19 protein-coding genes are annotated in these 25,136 nt (G+C 35.8%); 8 read left to right on the forward strand and 11 right to left on the reverse strand.

Annotated elements, in window-relative coordinates:
• Nucleotides 1-4: 4 nt before the first annotated feature.
• From Q0972_RS12390 to Q0972_RS12400, 3 genes are all read left to right on the forward strand, one after another.
• Entirely contained in the window at nucleotides 5-1,321 is a 1,317-nt protein-coding gene (locus Q0972_RS12390) for a peptidoglycan DD-metalloendopeptidase family protein (protein ID WP_299366570.1), read from the forward strand.
• Entirely contained in the window at nucleotides 1,321-2,964 is a 1,644-nt protein-coding gene (pgi, locus tag Q0972_RS12395; protein ID WP_299366032.1) for a glucose-6-phosphate isomerase, read from the forward strand. Before Q0972_RS12390 ends, pgi begins: the two co-directional genes overlap by 1 nt.
• A 152-nt stretch (nucleotides 2,965-3,116) precedes the next feature.
• Complete coding sequence (locus tag Q0972_RS12400; protein WP_299366033.1) at nucleotides 3,117-6,341, forward strand: carboxypeptidase regulatory-like domain-containing protein; 3,225 nt, start codon at nucleotides 3,117-3,119, stop codon at nucleotides 6,339-6,341.
• A gap of 79 nt (nucleotides 6,342-6,420) precedes the next feature.
• Here the strand turns inward: Q0972_RS12400 and gldD are convergent, their stop codons facing one another.
• The 4 genes from gldD to mutY form a co-directional block, all read right to left on the reverse strand.
• Nucleotides 6,421-6,987, reverse strand: coding sequence for a gliding motility lipoprotein GldD (gldD, locus tag Q0972_RS12405; RefSeq protein WP_299366034.1), 567 nt, complete (start codon nucleotides 6,985-6,987; stop codon nucleotides 6,421-6,423).
• Nucleotides 6,984-8,306 carry a gliding motility-associated protein GldE gene (locus Q0972_RS12410; protein ID WP_299366035.1) on the reverse strand — a complete coding sequence of 441 codons (1,323 nt, stop codon included), beginning with the start codon at nucleotides 8,304-8,306 and terminating at the stop codon, nucleotides 6,984-6,986. Before Q0972_RS12410 ends, gldD begins: the two co-directional genes overlap by 4 nt.
• A gap of 17 nt (nucleotides 8,307-8,323) precedes the next feature.
• On the reverse strand, nucleotides 8,324-8,770 hold the full coding sequence (locus tag Q0972_RS12415) for a single-stranded DNA-binding protein (protein WP_299366036.1): 447 nt from the start codon (nucleotides 8,768-8,770) through the stop codon (nucleotides 8,324-8,326).
• Nucleotides 8,771-8,844: 74 nt separating this feature from the next.
• Nucleotides 8,845-9,894, reverse strand: coding sequence for an A/G-specific adenine glycosylase (gene mutY, locus Q0972_RS12420; RefSeq protein ID WP_299366037.1), 1,050 nt, complete (start codon nucleotides 9,892-9,894; stop codon nucleotides 8,845-8,847).
• Nucleotides 9,895-10,027: 133 nt separating this feature from the next.
• On the opposite strand from mutY, the gene Q0972_RS12425 reads away from it, so the two are divergent.
• Together Q0972_RS12425 and Q0972_RS12430 are read left to right on the forward strand one after the other, a co-directional pair.
• Nucleotides 10,028-10,318 (forward strand): HU family DNA-binding protein, encoded by a 291-nt coding sequence (locus Q0972_RS12425; RefSeq protein ID WP_076619727.1) that lies wholly within the window; start codon nucleotides 10,028-10,030, stop codon nucleotides 10,316-10,318.
• A 317-nt stretch (nucleotides 10,319-10,635) separates the two neighbouring features.
• On the forward strand, nucleotides 10,636-12,180 hold the full coding sequence (locus Q0972_RS12430; protein ID WP_299366038.1) for a ribonuclease E/G: 1,545 nt from the start codon (nucleotides 10,636-10,638) through the stop codon (nucleotides 12,178-12,180).
• 71 nt (nucleotides 12,181-12,251) lie between these two features.
• Here Q0972_RS12430 and Q0972_RS12435 read toward each other — a convergent pair whose 3' ends face one another.
• The 4 genes from Q0972_RS12435 to Q0972_RS12450 all read right to left on the reverse strand — a co-directional run bounded on the left by Q0972_RS12435 (nucleotide 12,252) and on the right by Q0972_RS12450 (nucleotide 15,523).
• A complete protein-coding gene (locus Q0972_RS12435) occupies nucleotides 12,252-13,289 on the reverse strand; it encodes an aldo/keto reductase (RefSeq protein WP_299366039.1) in 1,038 nt (345 codons plus the stop codon).
• A 2-nt stretch (nucleotides 13,290-13,291) separates the two neighbouring features.
• Entirely contained in the window at nucleotides 13,292-13,735 is a 444-nt protein-coding gene (locus tag Q0972_RS12440) for a hypothetical protein (protein ID WP_299366040.1), read from the reverse strand.
• A complete protein-coding gene (locus tag Q0972_RS12445) occupies nucleotides 13,725-14,684 on the reverse strand; it encodes an OmpA family protein (RefSeq protein ID WP_299366041.1) in 960 nt (319 codons plus the stop codon). The genes Q0972_RS12440 and Q0972_RS12445 overlap by 11 nt, the downstream gene beginning before the upstream one ends.
• 77 nt (nucleotides 14,685-14,761) lie before the next feature.
• A complete protein-coding gene (locus Q0972_RS12450; protein ID WP_299366042.1) occupies nucleotides 14,762-15,523 on the reverse strand; it encodes an exodeoxyribonuclease III in 762 nt (253 codons plus the stop codon).
• Nucleotides 15,524-15,747: 224 nt separating this feature from the next.
• Between Q0972_RS12450 and Q0972_RS12455 the strand changes: the two genes are divergently transcribed.
• Complete coding sequence (locus Q0972_RS12455) at nucleotides 15,748-19,173, forward strand: hypothetical protein (protein ID WP_299366043.1); 3,426 nt, start codon at nucleotides 15,748-15,750, stop codon at nucleotides 19,171-19,173.
• Between the two features lies 1 nt (nucleotide 19,174).
• On the opposite strand, the gene Q0972_RS12460 is transcribed toward Q0972_RS12455, so the two are convergent.
• The gene (locus Q0972_RS12460) at nucleotides 19,175-20,848 is read right to left on the reverse strand and encodes a sodium:alanine symporter family protein (protein ID WP_299366044.1); all 1,674 of its coding nucleotides are present in this window, start codon (nucleotides 20,846-20,848) and stop codon (nucleotides 19,175-19,177) included.
• Between the two features lie 416 nt (nucleotides 20,849-21,264).
• Here Q0972_RS12460 and Q0972_RS12465 point away from each other — a divergent pair, with 416 nt between their 5' ends.
• Nucleotides 21,265-21,798, forward strand: a complete 534-nt coding sequence (locus tag Q0972_RS12465; RefSeq protein WP_299366045.1) for a hypothetical protein — start codon at nucleotides 21,265-21,267, stop codon at nucleotides 21,796-21,798.
• Between the two features lie 79 nt (nucleotides 21,799-21,877).
• Here the strand turns inward: Q0972_RS12465 and Q0972_RS12470 are convergent, their stop codons facing one another.
• Entirely contained in the window at nucleotides 21,878-23,422 is a 1,545-nt protein-coding gene (locus tag Q0972_RS12470; protein WP_299366046.1) for a glycine--tRNA ligase, read from the reverse strand.
• A 61-nt stretch (nucleotides 23,423-23,483) separates the two neighbouring features.
• Nucleotides 23,484-24,371, reverse strand: coding sequence for a hypothetical protein (locus Q0972_RS12475; RefSeq protein WP_299366047.1), 888 nt, complete (start codon nucleotides 24,369-24,371; stop codon nucleotides 23,484-23,486).
• Between the two features lie 75 nt (nucleotides 24,372-24,446).
• On the opposite strand from Q0972_RS12475, the gene Q0972_RS12480 reads away from it, so the two are divergent.
• On the forward strand, nucleotides 24,447-25,115 hold the full coding sequence (locus tag Q0972_RS12480; protein ID WP_299366048.1) for a ComF family protein: 669 nt from the start codon (nucleotides 24,447-24,449) through the stop codon (nucleotides 25,113-25,115).
• The last annotated feature ends 21 nt before the right edge of the window (nucleotides 25,116-25,136 follow it).

A 25,136-nucleotide genomic window follows, 5' to 3' on the forward strand; every position in this document is an offset into this window, starting at 1 on the left:
GTTGATGTACTTAAAACGATTAATAGCAATTGCCGTTTTTATAGTACTTTTTTCTGCATGTAAGGAAGATAGGCCTCCTATACAACCTAAAAAGGATATTGCAGAAAAGGTAGAAAAAGAAAAAATTATAGAGTTTGGTTTTGATCAAAGCCAATACGAGTTCAAGAGAGACACCATAAAAAAAGGGGATACTTTTGGAATTATTTTGGAACGCCATAATATAGGTTATCCAAAAATCTATCAAATCGCAGAAAAAGCAAAAGATACCTTTGATATTGCGACAAAACTTCAAGTTGGCAAACCCTATACCTTACTTTTTTCTAAAGATAATGCTGGAGACAGTATTCAAAAGCCTACCACCTTCATTTATCAGCAGAATTTAGAAGACTATGTGGTTATTGATTTTAAGGATTCTATTCAAGCCTATACAAAGACAAAACCCATAACCTATGTCGAAAAAACGGCGACAGGTATTATAGAGAATAACATTTCCGAAACATTAGAGCAAAAAGGCTTAAGTCAAGTACTGGCATACAAAATGGCCGATGATATATATGCTTGGACCATAGATTTTAGACGGCTCATGCCTGGCGACAGGTTCAAAGTAATTTATACGGATAAGTATATTAACGATACTATTTATGCAGGTGTAGACAATGTTAAAGCTGCTTATTTTGAGCATAATGGTGATTCGCTTTATGCCTTTGAATTTGAAACTGATTCTATAAAAGGGGTTAAAGATTATTTTAGCGAAAAAGCTAAAAACCTACGAAGAGCTTTTTTGAAAATGCCCGTAAAGTTTGGCAGATTATCTTCTCGCTATAATCTTAAACGGCGAATTGCTTATTACGGTTACAAAGTGAGACCACATAAAGGAACGGACTTTGCAGCGCCAATTGGCACTCCAATAATGGCAACGGCAAACGGTACCGTCATTGAATCTACCAGACGAGGAGGAAATGGCAAATATGTAAAAATAAGACATAACGCTACATACACCACGCAATACTTGCATATGAAAGCCCAAAATGTAAAGAAGGGACAATATGTTAAGCAAGGCGACATTATTGGTTGGGTTGGTATGACAGGAAATACTGGTGGCCCACACGTATGCTATCGTTTTTGGAAAAATGGAAAACAAGTCGACCCATTTAAACAAAAATTACCTGAAGCAGAACCTATTTCAGATAGTCTAAAAGCAAAATATTTAGAATATATTAAACCAATTAAGCAGAGGCTGGATAATATTTTCTTTTTAGAAGGAGAACCTAAAGAAACTGAAAATACAATAACCGAAGATCCAATTACAGACATACAATAATGGCACTTAAATCTATCAACCCCACTACAACAGAATCCTGGAAGAAATTACAGTCGCATTTTGAAACCATAAAAGCAAAACACCTTAAAGATCTTTTCGACGCTAATCCAGATAGAGTTAAAGATTTAACAGTGAAGTGGGAGGACTTTTATGTCGATTTTTCCAAGAACAGAATTACAGATGAGACTCTAGCTCTTCTTATTGAGTTGGCCAATGAAGTTGATTTAAAAGATGCTATTTCAAAATATTTTAATGGAGATATTATAAATGCTACTGAAGGAAGAGCAGTTTTACATACAGCACTTAGAGCACCAGAAACTGCAAAAGTCTTAGTTAATGGAGACAATGTAATACCAGAAGTTTTTGAAGTAAAAGCAAAAATTAAAAAGTTTACAGAGGATGTTGTTTCTGGAGAGCATAAAGGCTATACAGGTAAAGCAATTACTGATATTGTAAATATCGGTATTGGAGGCTCTGATCTTGGGCCGGCCATGGTCGTAGACTCTTTACAATATTATAAGAACCATCTTAATACACATTTTGTGAGTAACGTTGATGGTGATCATTACAATGAGATTATTAGAAGTTTAAATCCTGAGACTACACTTTTTGTTATTGTTTCTAAAACCTTTACGACCCAAGAAACGTTATCAAACGCCAATTCGATAAGAGCTTGGTTTTTAGAGTTGTTACCTCAAGAAGCAGTCTCAAAACACTTTGTAGCGGTATCTACAAATATTGATAGTGTTAAAGCTTTCGGTATTGACGAGGAAAATATTTTCCCAATGAAAGACTGGGTTGGTGGTCGTTTTTCCTTATGGAGTGCTGTTGGCTTATCGATAAGTTTGGCTGTAGGCTATAACAACTTTGAAAGTCTATTGCATGGCGCCCATAAAATGGACGAACATTTTAAGCATTCAGATTTTAAAGAGAACATACCAGTAATTTCAGCATTATTAACAGTTTGGTACAATAACTTTTTTAATGTCGAGAGTGAAGCTGTAATACCATATACCCAATATTTAAGTCAGTTTGCTACGTATTTACAGCAAGGTATTATGGAGAGTAATGGGAAATATGTAGACAGATCAGGAAAAGTAACGGGCTATCAAACTGGTACAGTAATCTGGGGCGAACCAGGAACCAATTCACAACATGCTTTTTTCCAGTTGATCCATCAAGGTACAAAGCTAATTCCGGCAGATTTCATTGGATTTGTAGAATCACTTCATGGAAACAAAGACCATCACAATAAGTTAATGTCTAATTATTTTGCACAGACAGAAGCCTTGATGAATGGTAAGACTGAGGCCGAAGTATTGTCTGAGTTAGAGAATCAACCGATATCAGAAGAAGAAAGCAAATTACTTCCTTTCAAAATATTTCAAGGTAATAAACCAACAACATCAGTATTAATAGAAAGGCTAAGTCCAGAAAGCTTAGGAAAGCTTATTGCGATGTACGAGCATAAGATATTTGTGCAAGGTATCGTATGGAATATTTACAGCTACGATCAATTTGGTGTTGAGTTAGGCAAGCAATTGGCTAAAACAATTCTTAAGGAGTTAAATTCGGAAACAAATACAACTTTACACGACGCATCTACTGAACATTTAATCGCACATTTTAAAGAAAAACAGTAGTGTAATAAGTCAATTCACCACCCTTAATCATAAGTTAACATAGACAATATTTGATAAACAATAGTGTTAAATATCTTAACATTTAGGTAATGCTCTACTCATGGGGTTACGTAATTTTGAGCCATATAACAAACCAATAACATGTATTGATTATGAAAAAAATTACGCTGGTATTATCTTTTATGTTAATGCTATTTTTTCCAGCCATGCTGATGGCTCAAGGTGTGACTACATCATCAATGGGAGGTCAAGTGACTGATAATAATGATGAGCCATTGCCTGGTGCTAGTGTGGTTGCAGTTCACGTTCCTACAGGAACTAAATATGGTGCGTCGACCGATTTTGATGGTTATTATCGTATTTCTAACATGCGTTCAGGAGGTCCTTACAAAGTGACAATAACTTACGTAGGTTTCCAGGATTTCGTTAGGGAAAATGTTTATTTACAGCTTGGACAATCAGAGAGGATAAGTACAAAATTAGCTGAATCTGCTGAGGCCTTAGATGAAGTTGTAGTTGTTGGTACAAGAGACGGTATCTTCGATTCTAATAAGACAGGATCTTCTACAAACATTACTCAGCGAAATATAAAAACATTACCAACCGTTTCGCGTTCGGTTGCAGATTTTGTAAGATTGACGCCTCAGGCTCAAATTACAGAAGGAACAGATGGTTTTTCAATTTCATTAGCAGGACAAAATAACCGTTACAATGCCATTTATATTGATGGTGCTGTTAATAACGATGTCTTTGGATTGGCTGGGTCTGGAACCAATGGAGGTCAGACTGGAGTTAACCCTTTCTCTGTGGATGCTATTGAATCTTTCCAAGTATCTTTATCGCCTTTCGATGTTAAGATTTCAGGTTTTGCTGGAGGTGCCATAAGTGCAATTACACGAAGCGGTACTAATGAATGGACAGGTTCAGTTTATGGATTTGTTAGAAATGAAGACCTTGCAGGAAAAACCCCACCAGACATAGCGGGTGAAGATGGAAGAGAAAAATTAGGTGAATTTACTGCAGAAAACTATGGTTTTAGAGTAGGTGGTCCAATAGTTAAGGACAAAGTGTTCTTTTTCTTAAATTATGAAAGAGAAAATAGAGATACACCACAACCATTTGCAGCAGATACTTATAATGGCGACAGTGGTTTAACTGAAATAGAAAACTTAGCAAATTTTGTACAAACTACTTATGGTTACGATGTAGGAGGTTTTACTGATAGCGCACAGACTCTAGAGAGTAACAGAATCGCAACAAAAATAGACTGGAATATTAATGATAATAATAGATTGTCATTATCCTATAGATATACTGATGCTGAAAATCTAGAATCTAGAAACTCAACGGCAAATGGAATAGGTTTCTCCAATGGTTCAGAATTATTTAATAGTGTAACTAATTCAGCAACATTAGAATTAAACTCAACAATTGGGAATAGGTTTGCAAATAGCTTTGTGCTTGGTTATACGGGTGTAAGAGATGATAGAGATCCGTTAGGAGATCCTTTCCCAACAGTTAGAATTGGAGATGGCTTAAACCCTTTTGCTTTTCAAGGTATTGAGTTTGGTTCTGAGCGTTTTTCTACTGCCAATTTGTTAAATACTGACGTTTTTACAGTTACAAATAATTTTGAAATATACAGTGGGCGTCATACCATTACTATTGGAACACACAATGAATTTACTTCTGTAAAGAACTTGTTCTTTGCAAGTAACTATGGGTTGTATTTCTATAACACAATCGATGAATTCATCTCTGGTGCTAATCCATTTTTATATGAAACAGGATATTCTGTTGCCGATTCTAACAGAGCTGTAGGAGATGATTCTTCTGGTGCTGCTGAGTTTAATTATTCCCAACTTGGATTCTACATTCAAGATGAGGTGAATTTTTCAGATAATTTTAGACTGTCAGCAGGTATTCGTTTTGATTTACCACTTTGGGAAGATGGAAGAGCAAACGACGACTTTAATAACAGAGCAGTTGGCGTATTGGAAGCTGCTGGGAAAGATTTGCAAGGCGCCCGTGTAGGTAGAGGTGTAAGTCCTACTATCCATATATCACCTAGAATTGGATTCAATTGGGATGTCAATGGAGACAGAAAAACTCAGATTAGAGGTGGTATCGGTATATTTACATCAAGATTACCATTAGTATGGCCAGGTGGTACTTACAACAATAATGGAGGTGTAACAGGTGGTTTTAGTGATGAAAACGACTTTGACAACATTACATTCAATCCAGACGTAAATTCACAGCCGCAGCATTTAGATTTTGAGTCAGGTAATGTCGGTGGAAATGTAGATTTATTTGCATCAAACTTTATGTTGCCACAAATATTAAAGTACAATATCGCAGTTGATCAAAAATTACCATTCTGGGGTTTAATTGCATCAGCTGATTTCATTTATAATGATAACATTAATGCAATCTTTTATGAGAATTTAAATATTGCTGGTCCTGTAGGAGAAGTAGAAGGAGACGATGGTAGACCAGTATACTCAAGATCACCTATTGATCCAACGTATAATAGAATAATACTTGCTTCTAATACAGGTGAGGGATACTCTTGGAATGCTTCATTTACGCTTACTAAGCCATTAGAAAATGGTTTTGCAGGTAGCTTAACATACTCGTATGGTGATGCACAGTCTATATTTGATGGTACTTCTTCTCAAAATAGTTCTCAATGGAGAAATATTCAGACTGTAAATGGTAAAAATAATCCGAATTTAGCTACTGCCGATTTTGCACAAGGGCATAGAATCTTAGGTAACTTTGGTAAAGAATTTAGATGGAACGAAGATATCCGAACTTATATCGGTTTTGTTTATGAAGGTTTAGAAGGTCAACCATTCTCACATATTTATGGTGGGAACAGAGTATTAAATGACGATTCTCGTGACAATGCCTTAATATACATCCCTGCAAATCCCTCTGAAATTACATTAGTGGATTCTAACACTAACGGAACTACTGAAGATGAGTGGGCTGCTTTAAACGCTTATATAGAAGGAAGTGATTACTTAAGCAGTAGAAGAGGGCAACATGCAGAAAGAAATGGAGATCGTTACAAGTGGAGCCATATTGTAGATCTTAAATTCTTACAAGACTTTAGTATAAATATTGGTCAGAAAAAGCATACGTTCCAATTATCTTTAGATATCTTTAATTTCACAAACTTATTGAATAAAGATTGGGGTAAGCGTTACGTACAAAATGACAATTTCTCATTCTTGGATAATACATCTTCTAACGGAAGTAACACGCCAGTATTTGAATTTGATCCTGGTGCTGACAGAGATATTCTTGATGATGTAGGTATTTTATCATCTAGATGGCAAATGCAAGTTGGATTAAGATATAGTTTCTAATGCTAAAGAAACAAATAGCAAAAAAAAAGCAGCCTTCAAAGGCTGCTTTTTTTTGCATCTAATTAAAAAATTAGATAGACTATTCTTTCCAACGTATAGATTCCATAATATGCTTTATGTCCTTTTTAAGATACTCTGAAGCTGGATAAATAGAGTCATAGTTGGGCTTTGCATAGAAATATAAAGACCCACTCAAAAAATGGTTGGTGCTGTCAGTGACATAAAATTGGGATTGCGAAGCTGCATTACCTCCTATTTCGTAAAACATCCCATATACATCATTTTCAATATTCTCATAAGCATTATAAGATATCTCATCTGCCTTAATGGTGTGTTTTTGAGTAAGGTTTTGTGCATCGCGAAGTAAACTGTCTAAATTGTTTCCTACCTCTTTGTAAGTAAGATAAATTGTAGCCTTCAAAGAGGGGTATTTAATATCTACTCCTTTTGTTTTACCAGAGGTCTTTACATTTGATACAGGTGCCGACAACGTATTCTTTTCAAAAGTAAAGGGGAGTGGGACCTTAGTTTTTTTGTAGACAGCTTTAGGGTATTCTAATCTTAAATAACCTTTCGGTTTAGGCAGGGGATCATCGCCACAACCCAACATGAAAAGACTCAGTATAGATATCATTAAACGCTTCATAAGTTGGTGTTCAATAACGTGAGTTTAATTTGCTTAATTCGTTTGCGTTCTAAAGCTTCAATAGTGAAAACGTAATTTTTAAAATTTATTTTACTTCCTACCCTTGGAAAACCTCCAGAGATTTCCAAAACAAAACCGGCTAGTGTTTCGGCTTCACCTTTACGATTTTCAAAATCTTCGGTTTCGATTTCTTCTATGCCAATAATCTTGTAGACATCCTTTAATGGTGTTTTTCCTTCAAAACTATAGTTATAGTCGTCTAATTTGGTGTAGATTAAATCGTCATCGTCGTATTCGTCACTAATATCACCTACAATTTCTTCGATAATATCTTCTAGAGAAACTAGGCCAGAAGTACCGCCATACTCATCAACAACAACAGCTAGATGAACTTTTTTTGTTTGAAATTCTACCATTAAGTCATCTAATTTCTTGTTTTCAGGTACAAAGAAAGGGGCTCTTAAAATACTAGGCCAATCAAATGTTTTCTTATTTAAATGCGGCAATAAATCTTTCGCATAAAGTATACCTTTAATAGTATCTATACTTTCTTCGTAAACAGGAATTCTAGAGTAGCCATTATCTACGATTTCTTCTAAAATACCCTCATACGGTGTTTCAATATTAATGGCAAATATGTCCATTCGTGGCCGCATCACTTGCTTTGTGTCCGTATTACCAAAAGAAACGATACCCTGAAGTAGTTTTTGTTCTTCTTTGGTTGTATCGTTGTCATCTGTTAGTTCTAATGCCTGAGATAATTGATCGACACTGAGGTTAGATCTCTGTTTTCCAAACCGCTCTTCGATTTTTAATGTTCCATAGCGCATTGGGAGACTAATGGGCGAAAATACAACATCCAAAATCTTCAATGGCCTTGCCATAAACGAAGAGAACTTTACACTATTTCTACTGGCGTAGATTTTTGGTATGATTTCCCCAAAAAGCAAGATTAAAAACGTAGCAGAAACGACTTCTAATAAAAACCGTATTATTGGTTCGTTGATGTCTTTAAATACTGTTTCGCCTATGTAGGCAAATAGCAGCACTATGGCGATATTTATAAAATTGTTGGCTACTAAGATGGTGGCTAGTAATTTTTTTGGTCGTTCGAGTAGAGAAGCAATAATTTCCATAGCTGAGGATTTATTCTCAATGCCTTCATCGATATTGGATTTTGTCAATGAAAAAAGCGCGACTTCGGCCCCAGAAATCAAAGCTGAGCATCCAAGCAGTATAAACAGCAATACGATACTAGTAATAAATGATGTATTGTAAACTAATAAATTTGAAAATAAAACCGAGGGTTCAGGATCCAAGATATAATTATATTAAATTAAAATGGTAGATCATCATCTTCAGCCTCTGGTACAACACTATTTTGAGCTGGTTGTTGTGGTTGGGCTGGCTGATTGGTAACCGGTGGTTGCCCTTGCTGTTGTTCATTCTTATTGGTTAAGAATGTAAAATCAGTACACTGTATCTCGGTAGAGTAGCGTTCCATACCTTTGTCGTCTGTCCATTTTCTGGTTTTAATACGGCCTTCTATGTAAACTTTATCTCCTTTGCTGAGGTATTTTTCACAAATTTCTGCAGCTTTATTTCTCACCACAATATTATGCCATTCGGTATTGGTAATACGTTCGTTTGTTGTTTTGTTAGTGTACGTTTCATTAGTTGCCAATGGAAATCTCCCTACGCAATTTTTATCATCGAAATAATGCATTTTTACTTCATCTCCCAAATGCCCAATGAGCATTACTTTATTTAGCGTTCCAGACATAATAAAATTGATTTAGCCTACAAAGTTAGTTAATTTGAAATGGTAACTTTAAAATTAATAAAAAATTGTGAGTTCTATGGGCTATCAAAACCAAAGGCTTCAATAAAGTCACTTATAAGTACTGGTGTGGGATATAAATTTAAATCACTTACTGAAACAGCTTCTTTTGGCAATTCATCAATTTCAATAATCCAAAACTTAGTATAAAGATGTTGGTGCGATAGTTTATGAATGATGTCTTCCTGGTTATATAGCGAATATTCAAAATCCACATCTTTTAAAAAGCTGTTTTTTGTGTTCAAATAATGAAACTCCTCAGAGCTAAAGCTTTTGTTAGACTCTATTAGTGGGAATTGATAAAGATTTTGCCAAATGCCTTTTCCTGTTCTTTTTTCAAGTACCGTGTTGTTGTTTTTATCAATGCATACTAAAAAGTTGAAATATTTTATAGCTATTTTGGTTTTCTTTAGTTTAACAGGAAGGGTATCTATTAAATTTCTCTGAAGTGCAATACAACTATCATTCAACGGACAAACTATGCAATAAGGATTTTTAGGCTTGCATTGTATTGCCCCAAATTCCATAATGGCCTGATTAAAGATTGCTGGCTGCTTATGGTCTATAAGTGAGGTTGCCAATGTTTTAAATTCTTTAATTCCAGCCGCAGAGTTTATAGGCGTGTCGATTCCGAAATAACGTGCCAATACGCGGTAGACGTTACCATCAACCACAGCAGCGACTTCATCAAAGGCTATTGAAGCTATGGCACTTGCCGTGTAATCACCAACGCCTTTTAACTGAATTAAGTCTTTGTAATTGTTTGGGAACTTTCCATTTAGCTCAAAAGCAATATGTTTAGCTGTGGTATGCAAATTTCTTGCCCTAGAGTAATATCCTAGCCCTTGCCATAGTTTTAAGACCTCTTGCTCTGAAGCATTTGCAAGGTCGAAAATAGTAGGATAGGTCTTAACAAAAGCTTCATAATAAGGCAACCCCTGCTTAACTTGGGTTTGCTGTAAAATTATTTCAGAAAGCCAAATGTAATATGGATTTCTGGTATTTCGCCATGGCAAATTTCGCTTATTTATTGAATACCAGTTAGTTAATTTATTTTTAAAATCCATTCACTTTTTAAAAGACAAAGCAAAATTAATTCTTTATTACGTTAAATTTTAATTAATTACGCTTGAAATATTGAAATTAAATTACATATATTTGCATCCCTTAGAATTAATAGTAACCCTAAAACTAATTACAATGACAAAAGCCGATTTAGTAGCTAAGATATCTGACAAGTTAGGTATGGAGAAAGGTGACGTTCAAGCTACAGTAGAAACCTTTATGGAAGAAGTAAAGTCATCTCTTGAGAGTGGTGACAATGTATATTTAAGAGGTTTCGGAAGTTTCATCATTAAAACAAGAGCAGAAAAAACAGGTCGTAACATTTCAAAAAATACGACAATAAAAATTCCTGCTCACAACATACCAGCTTTTAAACCAGCTAAAGTGTTTTTAGAAGGTGTAAAATCTAATGTTGAAGTTAACTAAGACTTTAAAAAAATATTAATTAAAAAAAGCATTATTCATTATGCCAAGTGGTAAAAAAAGAAAAAGACACAAGGTAGCGACGCATAAGCGTAAAAAACGTAGACGCGCTAATCGTCACAAAAAGAAATAAGCTGGGGAAAAGTAGTTTTTGGACTACTTTTTTCAGTTTAAAAAAACGTTCTTTGATATAGAATTAGATGTAGATTAATTGTACATCGTAATTTGTTGGATTTTCCGATTTTTTATCGGAATCCTGTGTCAAAAATAATTTAGTAAAATCCATCCTGACGGTAAACATCAGGATATAAATTAACATTATGAACAAGGAATTAATCGTAAGATCGAGTTCGGATATTGTTGATTTTGCCTTATTAAAAGATGGAAAACTTATTGAATTACATAAAGATGAAGAGGATAATAACTTTGCCGTTGGCGATATCTTTATTGCCAAAATACGCAAAGTCATTCCTGGTCTAAATGCTGCATTTGTTAATGTTGGCTATGAAAAAGATGGTTTTTTACACTATCACGATCTTGGACCAAAACTCCCTTCACTTTTAAAATTCATTAAACGTGTAAGCACAGGGAAATTAAGAGATTATAGACTCAAAGACTTTCCATTTGAAAAAGACCTAGATAAGCATGGCGCTATTGCCAATGCGTTAAAATCTAATCAATCTATTTTAGTACAAGTGGTAAAAGAGCCTATCTCCACAAAGGGACCGCGCATTAGTTCAGAATTATCAATTGCCGGTAGATACATTGTCTTGGTGCCATTTTCTAACCGTATTTCAATTTCACAAAAAATTGAATCTCAAGAAGAAAAAGACCGATTAAAACGACTGGTTAAAAGTATTACACCCAAGGGATTTGGCGTTATCATCCGTACAGTAGCAGAAGGCAAAAAAGTTGCCGAGCTCGATAATGATTTACAGAATTTGCTGGCTAGATGGACAGCAATGTGTAAAAAGTTGTACAAAGCACATCACCCAACGAAAGTACTGGGGGAAATGAACAAAGCCTCCTCAATTTTGAGGGACATTTTTAATGATTCATTCTCAGGGATCGTGGTAGATGACGAAGAATTGTACATACAAGTAAAAGATTATGTGCAGCAAATTGCACCCAAAAAAGAGTCTATTGTAAGGTATTACAAAAACGGAGTTCCGATTTTTGAAAAGTTTGGTATTGAGCGCCAAATAAAAACATCGTTCGGAAAAACCGTTTCCATGGCTAAAGGCGCCTATCTGGTTATAGAACATACCGAAGCTATGCATGTTATAGATGTTAATAGCGGTAACCGTTCTAATAAAGAAAAAAGCCAGGAAGATACAGCCTTAGAAGTTAATCTTATCTCTGCAACGGAAATCGCCAGACAATTGCGCTTGCGCGATATGGGTGGTATCATTGTTATCGATTTTATCGATATGGGACGAGCAGAGAACCGTAAACAACTTTACAATCATCTCCGGGAAGAGATGAGAGACGACAAAGCAAAGCACAAAATATTGCCGCCGAGTAAGTTTGGTTTGGTACAAATTACTAGACAACGTGTTAGGCCAGAGCGCAAAATAAAAACTAAGGAAGAGAATCCTAATCTTGTTGGAGGTGATGAAATAGAAGCACCAATTAAAGTCGTAGAACGCATAAAACAAGACTTAGAACGGATTCTTAAAAAAGACTATAAAAAGATAACATTGAATGCGCATCCTTTTATAGCAGCCTTTCTCACCAAAGGGTATCCATCAATCCGTACAAAGTGGTTCTTTGAACACAAAAAATGGGTAAAGGTTTTACCTAGAGATGCTTACACTTATCTTGAATACCATTTTTTTGATAAAGATGGTAACGAAATCAAATAATATCTATTAAAGCCCTTCCAATCCCGATGACTATCGGGAGGAAGGGCTTTTTGTTTTATTTTCATAATTTTTTAAGGCGCTGGATTTGGAATCTCAGCATGGACAGCGTTTATAGCCGCCATCACTTCTTTACTCAACGTAATGTTGATGCTATCAATGTTTTCCTCAAGCTGTTTTAAATTGGTAGCACCAATAATATTACTGGTTAAAAATGGTCTTTCATTTACAAAGGCTAATGCCATTTGGGCTAAAGTCATGCCATGGTCTTCGGCAATCTTTAAATAACGTTTGGCGGCCTCAGTAGCTTGCTCACCACTGTAACGCGCAAATCTTGGAAACAGTTTTAGACGTGCATTGTCGGCAGCAGTGCCTTTAATATATTTCCCCGATAGCACTCCAAAAGCCATTGGAGAATAAGCCAATAAGCCTATGTTTTCCCTGTGGGCAATTTCTGCCAATGCCCCTTCAAATGGTCTACACAACAGAGAATATGCGTTTTGTATGGTAATCATTCGAGGTAAATTATTGTGTTTGGCTTCTTCTAAATAGCGCATGGTGCCCCAAGCCCCTTCATTAGAAATACCGATATGCCTTATTTTGCCAGATTTAATGATCTCATCAAGGTTATGAAGAATTTCATTAAAGTTATCTTCCCACGGATCGTTAGGGTTATGGACATAATCTCTTATTCCAAACATTTGTGTTTGTCGCTCAGGCCAATGGAGTTGGTAGAGATCTATATAATTGGTCTTTAAGCGTTTTAAGCTGTTATCTACAGCTTCGTTAAGAGCTGCTTTACTAAAGCCAGTGGTTCTAATATGAGCTGTGTAATCACCCGGGCCGGCAATTTTAGTCGCTAGTACTACTTTATCTCTGTTTCCGATTTTTGCAAACCAATTTCCTATAATACGTTCAGTGTCTGCATACGTGGCTGCCGTGGCAGGAACTGGGTATAATTCGGCAACGTCAAAAAAGTTGATGCCTTTATCTAAAGCCATATCCATTTGGGCAAAACCTTCTTCTTGTGTATTTTGGTTGCCCCAAGTCATGGTGCCAAGGCATATCTTACTTACTTTTATGTCTGTGTTGGGTAGTGTGGTATATTTCATAATTAATAAAGTTCTTGCATGTATTCGATTTCGTTTATTCTTAGTCTTGTAAAGAAAATCATGGATTGCATAAAAACAATGCCACTTGTATGCCCTCTATAACCATCTGATTTAAATTGACTTACACTTTTTCTTTTGGTTTCCCAATGCAACTGTTGCTGCTCGAAAACACTCATAAGGCTATCTTTTGCATTGATAAACTCGTTTTCTTTTATACCCTTTACAAAAGAATTGAAATTTTGAAGCATTATAGAGTCGATTTCTCTAAGTTCTATATTTAAACAAACACGAAGTTCTAAGTTCGTCCCAGAAATACTATCACAATTTATTCTATCAGCATATTCTAGATATGGCATATCTTTTATAAAACCAACATCTTTAGTGTTTTGAGAATAGATGTTAATCAAGGCTGAAAGAGCAAATATGTAGAATAGCCTATATCTCATTCAATAACTTAGAAATCTCATCTAACTTCGGTGTGAGAATCACTTCGATGCGTCTGTTTTTGGCCTTGCCTTCAGCGGTATCATTTGAGGCTACCGGAGCATATTCACCGCGCCCAGCAGCAGTTAAATTTTCAGGATTAATAGATGCATTTTCCCGTAAGATATTGACAATGGCCGTAGCACGTTTGGTTGATAAATCCCAATTACCGCTTAACTGTGCACTACCTTTATAGGGAACGTTATCGGTATGACCTTCAATTAAAATAGCAATATCAGGATTTTCGGCCAAAACATTACCCAATTGTTGAACGGCCTTGCGACCTTCTGTACCTACAGACCAGCTTCCGGATTTAAATAATAACTTGTTCTCCATAGAGACGTATACTTTACCATCGCGTTGCTCCACGGTAAGCCCTTTACCTTCAAAATTAGTTAAGGCTTTAGAGATAGCATCCTTTAAAGCACGCATATTAGCATCTTTTGCTGCTATGACACTTTCGAGTTCTGCAACGCGCTTAGAACGATTTTCCAGTTCTTTTTTAAGGTTTTCCAAACGTGCATTTTCGGCAGCTAGGGCTTGTTCCTTAGCTTCGAGCTGTGCTAAAAGCTCTCTGTTCTTTTTTGAATTTTTTGCAATTTCTGCCGAACTGTTTTTTTCTAAGGCATCGTAAGAGGCCTTTAGGTTTTCGAGATTGGTTTTGGTAGCTGCATAGTCTGAACGTAATTGATCTCTTTCTTTTACTGCTTCGTCATAAGCAGCTTTTAAACTGTTGAGATCATTAGTCAACTTGGTTTTATCGGCAGAAAGAGCCTCTAGATCATCCGTTAAACGTCTATTCTCCTTTTTAAGATTAGCATATTTATCTTCAAGATCAGTATAAATCTTTTTAGAAACACATGAGGTTAATGTGAAAAGAGTTAGTGCTATTAATGAAATTCTTTTAATCATTTTTAAAATTTTTAAGTCATTTTTATACCCCTAAAGTCTCTTCAAGGAGACAAAATTTAAATATGGGAGCAATAATATCAAATATCGAGTTCTAATAAAATAGGGCAGTGGTCGCTATGCACTGCCTCAGTGAGTATAACGCTTCGTTTAATTTTTTCTTGCAAGGGTTCGCTAACCATGGCATAATCTAATCTCCAACCTTTATTATTAGCTCTGGCATTGGCACGATAGCTCCACCACGAAAATTCTTGTTTTTCGGGATGTAAGTACCTAAAACTATCAATAAAACCACTATCGATAAACTTGCCTAGCCATTCGCGCTCTTCCGGTAAATAACCCGACACACCTTTCATTTTAGGATTATGGATGTCAATAGGTTCGTGGCAAATATTGTAATCTCCACAGACGACTAAGTTTGGTTTTTCATGTCGAAGATTATTCAAGTACTCATGAATGAGATCCATGTATTCAAACTTATGGGCCAATCTTGCATCGTTAGTCCCAGAAGGTAAATACATACTCATAATAGAAACTCCTTTATAATCTATCCTTAGGTTTCTGCCTTCAAAATCCATGGATTCGATGCCAGTACCATATTCAACATGATCGGGTTCATTTTTACATAAAACCGCAACGCCGCTGTAGCCTTTTTTTTGTGCGCTAAACCAGTAACTATAATCATAACCGGCATCTATAAATATATCTAAGTCTAGTTGTTCTTTTAAGGCCTTAATTTCTTGTAGACAAATAACATCTGGGTTAGAGGCTTTTAACCAGTCTATAAAGCCTTTATTTATGGCGGCTCTAATACCATTAACGTTATAGGATGCAATTTTCATAGATTAAATAGGTTGAATTATTTTTACCAAATGCCCATTAAGGGTCTAAATTAAATAATAACCTACTTTTACACCATTAATTTGAGCCTATTTTAACAATAAAATATTTCAAGTTTTAAGTAGTTATTATTCTACATGAAACATCAATTACTAATTTTAAATCTATTCTTAGACAGTATTAAAGATGTTCCATCTGACCGATTTAAAAAAATAAGAATCTGCAGATGAAAAAAGCGCTATTTCTATTCTTATTATGTTTTTCTTTTTTGGGCTTTGCCCAAGAGACAACCAGTAATTATAAGACAGGGCGTTTTGCCGTTAAGGATTCAATTCAAATCGATTCGGTGAGTATCAACGCTTCAAAGTTTGTCGTAAGAACTAAGGATGGCGTAGTAGTGGATTCTACGCGGTATACCATAGACTATGCAAAAGCTGTTCTAAAGTTTAAACAACCTATAGAATTAGACTCTGTGCAGATAGAATATTTACGTTACCCAAAGTTTTTAACTAAGGTGTATAAGCAATTAGATGAAGAGGTTATAGTTAACCGATCATCTGGTACACCAACCTTATATAAACTCGAAAACACCAATAGGCGAAATCCTTTTACACCTTTTGAGGGTTTAACCACATCGGGAAGTATCTCTAGAGGGGTTACTATTGGCAACAATCAAAACTCGGTTCTAAATAGTGAATTGGATTTACAGATTTCCGGGAAGTTAAGTGACAAGGTTTCGTTGAGAGCCTCGATACAAGACGCCAATATTCCACTCCAAGAGAGCGGGTATTCCCAGCGCTTAGACGAATTTGATCAGGTATTTATAGAGTTGTTTAGCGATAACTGGAATATTAGAGCAGGTGATATCGATTTGGTAAATGCCGACAGTTATTTTGCTAATTTTTCAAAGCGTGTTCAGGGCTTATTGGTTAGTGCTAATTTGAGTGAAAAAACATCTGTATTTGCTTCTGGTGCTCTGGTAAGAGGACAATTTACCACCACACAATTCACAGCCCAAGAAGGTAACCAAGGGCCTTATAAATTGAGAGGGCCCAATAATGAATTGTTTGTGCTTATTGTTTCGGGCAGCGAAACGGTTTATGTCAACGGTGTACCATTAGAACGTGGAGAGAATCGGGATTATATTATCGATTATAATGCTGGTGAAATTATTTTCAACTCTACATATCCTATTACTTCCGAAATGCGTATTACCGTAGATTATCAGTTTAGCGAGCGTAACTATTCGCGTTTTACAGTGTTTGGAGGAGGCTCATTTAAGACTGAAAAACTGAGCTTAAATGTTTCGGTGTTTTCTGAGAGTGATGCTAAAAACCAACCTTTACAGCAAAATTTGTCATCAGAACAGACACAGGTATTAGCTGATGCAGGTGATGATACTAGTCTAATGGTGGCATCTTCTGCAACAGAAGAGTCATTTTCTGAAAATAGGATTCTTTACCGACAAGAAATCATTGATGGAGAGGAAGTTTTTGTGTTTTCCCAAGATCCGGATGACCAATTGTTTAGTGTTAGCTTTACCTTAGTTGGTGCCAACCAAGGTAATTATGTATTAATTAATGACGATGCCGTTAGTAATATTTTTGAGTATGTTCCGCCTATTAGTGGAGTCCCTCAAGGTAATTATGAACCCATTACGCAATTAGTTGCGCCCGAGCGTTTGCAAATAGCAGTTTTGAATGGACGTTACCAACCCAATGAAAAAACAGATGTGCTTTTTGAATTAGCAGGAAGTAAAAACGACCTTAATCTATTTTCGGATATCGATGATGATGATAATGATGGTTTTGCAGGAAAACTAAGAGTAAATCAAAAGCTCATAAAAACGGATAGCCTCTGGAATTTGTCCGCTTTGATAGATGCGGATTTTATTCAAGAGAATTTTAGAACCATTCAACGTTTATACCGTGCTGAATTTCTGCGCGATTGGAATTTGGAAGACAATAGGGACGATCAGGGAAACAATATTATAGGTAACCAATTGTTATTAACTTCAGGATTACAGATATCTCACGCTAAAAAAGGAACAGCCAATTATAGTTTTGAATATCTGGATTATGCGAGCAATTTTAATGGAAGTCGGCATAATGCTTCGGCAAATTTACGGTTGGGGAATTTTAGTATTTTTTCAAATACCAGTTTTTTAAATAGCGAAAGCACTATAAATCGTTCAACATTCTTAAGATCGTTCAACCGCGGAGTATATGTTAAAAAGAACAAATGGATAGGTGCAAAGTTCGCCATTGAAGATAATGAACAAACTGTGATTGCAACGGATTCACTCACGCCATTAAGTCAAAAATTTACAGCTTACGAAGCTTTTGTTGGTATTGGTGATAGTACAAAGGTTTTTGCAGAAGTAGGATATATTAGGCGATTTAATGATAGTTTACGAAATAATTTGGTTGAACGTGTAAATGCATCTAACACTTATTATTTAAAGTCACGCTTAATTCAGAATAAAAACACTAACCTTCAGTTGTTTGTAAATTTTAGGGATTTAAAAGCAGAGGATGACACTTCGGAAGATGAGCAGAGTTTGAATAGTAGGTTGAATTATAACCAAAAATTATTTAACAATATTGTTTTATTGAATACCAGTTTCGAAACTAATTCGGGGACATTGCCACAACAAGACTTTACTTATGTTGAGGTAGAAGCTGGGCAAGGAACTTATACCTGGATAGATTACAACGAGAATGGTATACAGGAACTCAACGAATTTGAAATCGCTCAATTTGCGGATCAAGGTAATTATATTAGGGTGCTATTGCCTAATCAAATTTTTGTTCGTACGCACCAAAATCGACTAAGCCAAACAGTGACTATTAATCCGATTCAATGGAGTAAGTCGAAAAATAAAACCAAAAAGTTTTTCTCGCACTTTTACAACCAGGCATCATATTTAATTGATAGAAAAGTAAGACGAGAAGGTAATAACTTTAATCTTAACCCTTTTAATGTGGATGAAGAAAATGAACTGGCTCTAAACAACAGTGTACGTAATGTTTTATTCTACAACAGGGGGAAGCAGCGTTACACTACCTCTTATACCTTTTTAACCAATACAAGTCGTAGTTTGTTGTCTATAGGTTTTCAGGAAAACAAGTTAACGAACCATCAGTTGAATTTTAACCATAAGTTTGCAAAGAATTGGCTTATAAATGCTTTAGCCAGTTTTGGAACCGATGAAAGTTTAAGTGAAAACTTTGCCAGTAGAAATTTTAATATCGAAGAAGAACGCTTTCAGCCAAAATTGTCTTATGTTTTTAACGAAAATGCACAATTCGATGTCTTCTATCAATTCACCTCTAAAAATAATACTATTGGAAGCTTAGAGTCTTTGGCACAAAACAATTATGGATTATCATTTACTTATAACAAGGCTGCTAAAATTGCGTTAACTGGCGAGTTCAATTTTTTTGAGAATAAGTTTGAAGGCGATCCTAATACGCCAGTAGCCTATCAGATGTTAGAAGGCTTACAGCCGGGTCAAAACTTTACTTGGAGTTTGTTGGCACAGAAAAAAATAACGAAATTCCTAGACCTCAATCTCAATTATTTTGGCAGAAAAACTGAGACTTCTCAGGTGATTCATACAGGTACGATTCAACTTAAAGCGTATTTCTAATTTATTCGGGTGTGGATTCGTTCGGAAATTGTTTTTTAAATTTATCCCAGTAATCGGCTACGGTAGCTTTCATATCTTTCCGAAGCATGAGAATACCAAATAAATTGGGGAGTGTCATTAAGGCAATGGTAATGCCAGATAAGGTCCAAATGATTGTTGTATCCGCAAATGAGGCAATAAAAAAGCCAATCACGTAAACAATGCGATAATATTTTACTGATTTAGTACCCAATAGAAAGGTCATGGCCCTTCCGCCATAGTAGGACCAACTAATGGCCGTACTAAATGCAAATAGCAATAGACCGATAGAAACTATGTATTGTCCATATTGTCCAAAATAGCTGCGCGTAAAAGCTTCTGCCGTAAGAGGTGCACTGTGAACCAATGAGGCACCCTCAAAGGTGATACTTAAATCCTGTGGTTTGCCTTCAATTATGGTAATAGATCCTGTTATTGGAGAATTATCGCGTTTTACCAGAACGTCTTCTGCTAAAGAACGTGCATTGATAATGGAAACTTGATCTTGTATTTTACCTTCTACAATATTAAGATCACCATTATACAAGGGTAAGGGGTCTTCTTCACTGATATGGCGCGCCAGTAAGGCTTTGCCTTCATCAGTTTTATCGGTATACGTTTCGGCAAGAATCTGCATATCCACATAATCAAACTGGTTGGTGAGTTTTTCTGTCCATACACCAGAGGATAATAACACTAATGCCGTAAGAGTACAAATAAATATGGTATCAATAAAGGGTTCTAATATGGCGACTAGACCTTCAGAAACAGGTTGATTGGCTTTGGCTGCAGCATGTGCTATGGGTGCACTACCTTGCCCAGCTTCATTAGAAAAAAGACCTCTGCCTACACCCTTGTTGAAAGCAAAAGCGATGGATGCGCCTAAAAAACCACCTGTAGCAGCGGAGCCTGTAAATAGGTCGGTAAAGATGGAAACAAACGACGGAATAATATTTTCATAGTTATAAAAAATAACAGCCAAAGCACCAACGAGATAAATAAAAGCCATTGCTGGCACAAGTCGAGATGTAACGGCCGCGATGCGCTTAATACCTCCTATGATTACCAAGCCAAGAAGAACAGCCAAAATACCACCGACCAACATCTCGTTGAGGCCAAAAGTCGCATTTAAAGAGGAGGCTATACTATTAACTTGTGGTAAAGAGCCTGTACCGAATGAGGAAAGCACTGTAGCTACTGCAAAAATAACGGCCAACCACTTCATGTTGAGTTTGTTTCTCATGTAGTACATAGGACCACCAGCCATAGAACCATCTTCTGCCTTTTCTCTGTATTTATGAGATAGTGTGACTTCCACAAATTTGGTACACATACCAACCGCAGCAGTCATCAACATCCAAAAGACCGCAGCAGGGCCACCGACATGAACGGCAAGGGCCACGCCTGCAATATTGCCAGTTCCTACAGTTCCTGATAAGGCAGTCGTCAAAGCCTGAAAATGGTTGGTATCCCCTTCATTTCCTTCTTTGTCGTATTTGCCACGAACTACCTTAAAGGCAAACCTAAAGTACCTAACCTGAGGGAATTTGAGATAAATCGTAAAAAAAAGCCCTGTCCCCAACAATACATATGGAAACCAAGCTGCACTACCAATATAACTATCTAAAAGGGATAAAAAGTCGTTAAGCTCTTGCATTTATTTATTTGAAGTTCTAACAAAAATAGGATTTTATGGGATGTAGCTGCAACATTTCAAACAAAATGTATTTTCCTACGCAACGAAAAGGTGTTTTTTTATCTCTAAAAACACAATCCATATGTAAAGAGTTAATCATAACGCTATAAAGTCAATCACCCTTTTTGCCTTCTGACTGTTTTGCGTCTCTAGTTTAAGTGCTCAAAAATCCTCAGATGAAAACATATCAACTTCGGCTTCAGTTATATTATTAAGAAGACACATTTCTCCCAAGTTAATATAGAGGAACTATTCCTATGAGGGCTTATTTTTAGTTGAAGTGGTATTAAACTCTTCAGAATTTTCCTTATTAATTATAAGTATTGACTTTATAAATTTGATACGATTATTGTTTAAAAAGTAAAATCGAATTCAGAATGAAAACAATTAAAACAGTTTTGTTAGTGTTAACAATTACCGCAGGATTAATTATGCAATCTTGCAGTTCTGATGATAATTCCTCTATTGAGACTAATTGCTCTAACATAACAGATCAACCCGTACAGGGTAATTTTATGGGAACAGATTTCATTTCCCCACAAGGGTACTATCAAAGGGGAGGCTTTGAAAACGACGAAATATTATATTATTGTGAGATTTACGTACGAGAGCCTATTGGAGGAGATTGTTTATTCGCTGTTTTTGACGGGCCAAAAGATGATATTAGATTTCTTTTACCTTCTCTGGAGCCACAAATAGTTGATTTATCAAGTAGTATAGACAACCAAGTTCTCGCCTTTAACAGAATAGTTAATGGAACCACTGAAATAGAATTCGCTAATTGTGCAACAGTTGAGATTACAAATTATGACTCTGAAGCTGGTGAGTTACAAGGAAAAATTTACGCTGAGGGTGAAGAAGGAAGCATTGTAGACGGTAATTTTACATTAGATTTTTGTGGTATTGATTAAAATCTTAGATTAAAAAAACCCAAGTATTTACTTGGGTCTAGATTTATAAATGTATTTTGAATCGAGTATAAAAGAAGGGCTATTTCATTCGCATCAGCCAATGCTTTACATCGACTTCAACTTTAATTAAATCTTTTAGTTCTTCAATCTTAACGCGCTTTTGCTCCATCGTGTCTCTGTACCGTACAGTAACGGTATTGTTTTCTATACTTTCGCCATCTACCGTAATACAGAATGGCGTGCCAACTGCATCTTGTCTTCTGTAACGTCTACCTACAGCATCTTTTTCGTCATAAGCGACATTAAATTCCCACTTAAGCTCATCAACAATAGCTTTTGCCATTGTGGTTAGGGCTTCGTCTTTTCTTACTAATGGTAATATAGCAGCTTTTGTTGGTGCAAGCACAGCAGGCAATTTTAAAACATCACGTTTGGAACCATCCTCTAGGGTTTCTTCAACTAAAGAATTAGAGAATACGGCTAAAAACATACGGTCTAAACCAATGGAGGTTTCTAATACATAAGGTGTGTAGCTTGCATTCTCTTCATGGTCAAAGTATTGCAGCTTTTTACCCGAGTATTCTTCGTGCTGACTTAAGTCGAAATCCGTACGGGAGTGTATCCCTTCGAGTTCTTTAAATCCGAATGGGAAATTAAACTCAATATCTGTTGCCGCATCGGCATAAAATGCTGGTTTTTCATGGTCATGGAAGCGATAATTATCTTCTCCCATACCTAAGGATTTATGCCACTTTAGTCGTGTTTCTTTCCAATAGTCGAACCACTCTTTTTGTGTACCTGGTTTAATAAAGAACTGCATTTCCATCTGCTCAAACTCGCGCATTCTAAAGATAAATTGTCTGGCAACGATTTCATTTCTAAATGCTTTTCCGGTTTGGGCGATACCAAAAGGAATCTTCATACGTCCCGTTTTTTGAACATTAAGGAAGTTCACAAAAATACCTTGGGCTGTTTCTGGTCTTAAATATACTGTTGTGGCACTATCTGCTGATGCCCCTAACTGCGTACCGAACATTAGATTGAATTGCTTAACATCAGTCCAGTTTTTGCTTCCAGAAACTGGGCATACGATTTCTAAATCTACAATGAGTTGCCTAAAACCTTCAAGATCATTTTCTTCCTGTACTCTGGTTAACTCTGCAGTAATGTCATCTATTTGTTTTTGACGACGAAGCACATTGCCATTTGTGGATCTAAATTCATTTTCATCAAAAGCATCACCAAAGCGTTTTTGCGCTTTTGCAATATCCTTATTTATTTTTTGCTGAATTTTTTCTCTAAAATCTTCTACCAGCACATCAGCTCTATATCGCTTTTTAGAATCTTTATTATCAATTAGCGGATCATTAAAAGCATCGACATGCCCAGAGGCTTTCCAAGTGGTTGGATGCATAAGAATGGCGGCATCGATACCCACAATATTATCGTGCATTTGTACCATGGCTTTCCACCAATAGTCCCTTATATTTTTCTTTAATTCAGCACCATTTTGTGCATAGTCATAGACAGCACTTAAACCGTCATAGATTTCACTACTTTGAAATATGTAACCATACTCCTTTGCGTGAGAGATTACTTTTTTGAATTTGTCTTCGTTTGCCATGCTGCAAAAATAAAAAACCGCTCAAATTAACAAGCGGTTTCATGAAATTTATAAAATCAATTTATTTTAATTGAATACTTGTACTTCCTAATTTTCTGTTTTCATGAAAAACATTTATAAAATATGTGCCTTTCTTGAGAGGTCGGTCTTCTTTGTATGTAGCGACAGTAGTACAAATATTTAAGTCTTTATTGTTAAAGTCAATGATTTCTTTCTTACTGTATATTAAAGAGGTGTTACTAAAAAATACCTCGCCTTTATCAGCAATGATATTATTATCTGGGCTTACGATTTGTATGTAAATCTCTTTTTTCCCTTTCTCTGTCAGCGGATTTTCCGTAAGATAAATACAAACATCCATAGCATTAACACGTCTTGCTCTTAAGGTAGCTTTCTTTTTGGAGTTGTTTATTTTAAACGTATTTACTTCAACACTATTGGCTTTTAAAACTGACGCAATGTCAATGGTTTTATTAAGAGAGTCATTGGCTTCCTCTAGTGCATTTATGGCTAAGGTGTTTTTTTCTATGGTATTCATAGCGAGGCGTTTCTCTTTCTGTAATCTTAAATTTGCAGAATTAAGAGAATCTACGGTAGCTAGAAGTACCTTACTTTTGGTTTTTAGTACCGAAAGCTGGTTTTTAAATCTAGTGATTATTGATAAGTCACTTTTTAATAATCTTAGAGAATCTAAAGCAGTTTTAGTTTCTAATTTTGCTTCTTGGAGCTGTGAAGCCATAAGATCATAATCTTGGCTGAGTTCATCATAACTTGTTAGCATTTCTGATAGTTCTTTTTCTATCAAAAATTTTTCTTGCTTTAGGAATTCTTCGTAGGATTTAATGGATTTATAGTTTGTAAAACTATAGATTCCTAAAACGGTTAAAACAACCAATAAAGAACTTATAATTAATCTGTAGTTAAATAATTGAGGGTTAACTATCATCATTAATTTCTTAGTTGCATGCGAAATTAGAGTATATTAGAGTGCATTTTTATTTTATTCGATTAAGTGGTAAAAAATTTGTTAAACTTATTTTTCCCGAAAGTCTGTGAAGCGTGTAATAATGTTTTGACAGATAATGAGTTAGTGGTATGTGTATCTTGTAGGCATCGATTGCCTGTAACTAACTTTCATTTTGATAACTCCAAAGCCGTTGAAAAAATAGTCTATGGACGTGTAAAACTCGAAAAAGCGACAGCACTTTTGCATTTTTCAAAAAAAGGGATCGTTCAGCAATTATTACATAACTTAAAATACAGAGGCCATCAACATATCAGTGGTTTTTTGGGGAAATGGCTAGCTGCTGAGTTACGTTCGGCAAATTGTTTTGATGATGTTGATGTTGTTGTTCCGGTGCCTTTGTACAAAACCAAGCTGCGAAAACGAGGGTACAACCAAGTAGCGCAGTTTGGAAAACAAATAGCCAAAGCATTAGATGTGGAGTACAACGATGATGTGCTTATTAAAGCAAAACCCACTAAGACCAAAGTTTTTAAAGGAAGGTTGTCTCGATGGAATGATGATAATGCAGTATTCTCTATTTCAGAGGACAAATCGTTACGAGGCAAACATATTTTATTGGTAGATGATATGATCACTACAGGTGCTACGGTTGAAGCCTGTGCTGCCGAGTTGTTAAAAATTGATAATATTAAGTTAAGTCTTGCAACCATGGCAATTGCCGATTGATTTTTTCGTTTGTAAGCTTTA

Origin of the sequence: Winogradskyella sp. (assembly GCF_028282165.1) — a bacterium.
GTDB lineage: Bacteria > Bacteroidota > Bacteroidia > Flavobacteriales > Flavobacteriaceae > Winogradskyella.